Below are 2,928 nucleotides of genomic sequence, written 5' to 3'. Positions count from 1 at the left end.
ACATGGGGCCATGCCCGACAGGAGTAAAGACAATGAAGACCATTCTCGAAAAGGTTCTGGGACGCCAGCGCGTCCTCGTGAAGGAAAATGAACGTGCCGTTGCCCTCTACAAGGGCGAGATCCAGGCTGTCCTGATGCCGGGCGAACATTGGCTCGACAACCGGCGCGGAAACCTGGAAATCTCCAGGCACGACCTGAAGAACCCGGAATTCGTTTCGGCCTACGAGAAGGCATTGTTCGACAAGCTCCCGGATGTGGCCGCGCGTCACTTCACCGTGGTTCGCACCGGGCGCACCGACATTGCCGTGATCGAGCGCGACGGCGCCCTTCATGCCGTTCTCGCTCCGGATCGCAAGCTCGTGCTGTGGACGGATGCCGGCCCGTGGGCGGTGACCTCCGTCGACACGGCGGCCGATCTGGCCGTCGATCCGGCCTTGATGCGCCGGATCGGCCAGGCCCGAAAGACGGAACACATGTTCCTGCATCCGGTCGTGGACGGTCAGGTCGGTCTGCTGTTCGTGGACGGCGTCTACACCCGCACGCTTGCCGCGGGGGTGCACGCCTTCTGGAATGTCGGGCGCATGGTCCAGGTGAAGGTCGTCGACCTCAAGCGGCAGTCGCTTGATGTCGCCGGGCAGGAAGTGCTGACCAAGGATCGCGTGACGATCCGCGTCAACATCGCCGTCGAATACCGGGTCGTCGATCCGGTGACGGCGGTGAGCACGGTGAAGGACTTCTCGGAAGCCCTCTACCGCGCCCTGCAGTACGCCTTCCGCAAGACGCTCGGCGCGCTCACCCTCGACCAGATCCTCGACAAGAAGATCACGGTCGATGAGGAGGCAGCCGCCAAGGTGCGTTCCGACATGGCCGCGATCGGCCTCGAGGTCAGCGATATCGCGCTTAAGGATGTGATCCTGCCGGGCGAGATGCGCGAGATCCTCAACCAGGTGGTTTCGGTCGAGAAGCAGGCCGAGGCCAACGTCATCCGCCGCCGCGAGGAGACGAACGCCACGCGTTCGCTGCTCAACACGGCCAAGGTGATGGCCGAGAATCCGGTGATGCTGCGGCTGAAGGAACTCGAGGCTCTCGAGGCCATCGCCGGCAAGGTCGAGCGCCTGACTGTCCACAACGGGACGGGCGGGCTGCTCAACGACCTGGTCAAGCTCCGCGAAGGCTGAGCTTACGTCACGTAAAATGGGAAGGGCCGCCGGTTGCCCGGCGGCCCTTCTTGCGTCCACAAAGCCGGCATCCCATCTGCGCCCGGCGTGTCAGGCCTTTTCCTGCCCGGAAAAACCGATTAGACAGCGCCAAAACAAGATGCGGACAGATTCCGCCCGCAACCGAAGGAAGAGCCCTTGTCCACCACGTTCGAGAAAGTCGCCAAGATCATTGCCGACACCAGCGAGATCGATATCGACACCATCACGCCCGAAAGCCATACCATCGACGATCTCGGCATCGACAGCCTCGATTTCCTCGACATCGTCTTTGCCATCGACAAGGAATTCGGCATCAAGGTGCCGCTCGAGAAGTGGACGCAAGAGGTCAATGACGGCAAGGCTTCGACCGACGACTACTTCGTCATGCAGAACCTGTGCGCTAAGATCGACGCGCTGGTCGCGGCCAAGGCCGCCTGAAGAGCGCGACCTTGCCCCGCCTCCAGCCTGACCAGCAAAGCCGCTCATGAGCAGCCCGCGCGACGTCGTCATCACCGGCATCGGCCTTGTCTCTTCCCTGGGAGAAGGACCAGACGCGCATTGGCAGAAGCTGACCCGGCCGGGCGTTGAGCCGGTGCTCGATGCGACGCGCTTTGCGCCCTACACAATTCATCCCCTGCCCGAGATCGACTGGAACCTGCAGATCGCCAAGCGCGGCGACCAGCGCCAGATGGAGACCTGGCAGCGGCTCGGCACCTATGTCGCCGGCCTGGCGCTGGACGACGCCGGCATCAAGGGCAATGACGAGCTTTGCGCGACCATGGACATGGTTGTGGCGGCCGGCGGCGGCGAGCGCGACGAGGCCGTGGACAGCGCGATCCTGGCGGCGTCCGAGAGCCGCAACGACCGCGACGTGCTGCTCAACGAGAAGCTGACCACGGAATTGCGGCCGACGCTGTTCCTCGCCCAGCTTTCCAATCTGCTCGCCGGCAACATCTCCATCGTGCACAAGGTCACCGGCTCGTCTCGTACCTTCATGGGCGAGGAAGGCGCCGGCGTCTCTGCCGTTGAGACGGCCGCCGCGCGCATCCGCTCCGGCCAGTCGACCCATGTGCTGGTCGGCGGCGCCTTCCAGACCGAGCACTCAGACATGCTGCTCGGCTATGAGCTCGCCGGTTATCTGCATCGCGGCCCGTGGAGACCGGTCTGGCAAAGACAGGGCGCGGAAGGCGGCGGCGTGGTGACGGGCTCGGGCGGCGCTTTCTTGGTGCTCGAACAGCGCGAGCATGCGCAGAGCCGGGGTCGCAAGATCTATGCTGAGCTCGGTCCTGTGGTTTCCGGCCGGGCGAGGCGCCGGCGCGGCGAGCTGAATGCCGAAATCGCCGCTTTGCTGAAGCAGGCGGCGCTGCCCGCCGGCGAATTGCTGACCATTTCCGGTGCCTCCGGCGCCCATGCCGCCACGGCGGCCGAAAAGGTGGCACTCGATGCCAACCCGGCGCTTGCAGTGCGCGCCTTCTCGACGCTCACCGGCCACATGAAGGAAGCGCAGTTCCCCTTCGCCGTGGCGCTTGCCGCGCTCGCCGTCGACCGCAAGGCCCCCTACCCTGTCTTCGATGCCACAGTGGAGCAACCATTCGAAGGCGCCCCCAGCTCCGTCCTTGCAACGGCGATCGGCTATCACCAATTCGAGGGCCTGGGGCTGATCAAGGCCGCTTAGAGCGAGACAGACAGAACATGGCCAATCTCCGCGATCACATGGGCAGGCCTATCG

The 2,928-nt window shown here is 64.4% G+C and carries 3 protein-coding genes; all 3 read left to right on the top strand.

Going from position 1 to position 2,928, the window contains the following annotated elements:
* Positions 1-32: 32 nt before the first annotated feature.
* Positions 33-1,178 (top strand): slipin family protein, encoded by a 1,146-nt coding sequence (locus tag EOA75_RS31340; protein ID WP_127326003.1) that lies wholly within the window; start codon positions 33-35, stop codon positions 1,176-1,178.
* 177 nt (positions 1,179-1,355) lie between these two features.
* Entirely contained in the window at positions 1,356-1,637 is a 282-nt protein-coding gene (locus EOA75_RS31335) for an acyl carrier protein (protein ID WP_066999801.1), read from the top strand.
* A 46-nt stretch (positions 1,638-1,683) separates the two neighbouring features.
* A complete protein-coding gene (locus EOA75_RS31330) occupies positions 1,684-2,874 on the top strand; it encodes a beta-ketoacyl-ACP synthase (RefSeq protein ID WP_095801918.1) in 1,191 nt (396 codons plus the stop codon).
* Positions 2,875-2,928 lie beyond the last annotated feature (54 nt).

This window comes from Mesorhizobium sp. M1A.F.Ca.IN.022.07.1.1 (genome assembly GCF_003997575.1).
Lineage (GTDB): Bacteria > Pseudomonadota > Alphaproteobacteria > Rhizobiales > Rhizobiaceae > Mesorhizobium.
Note: the sequence above shows the minus strand (reverse complement) of the source record. Positions and strands in the feature narration are given on the sequence as shown.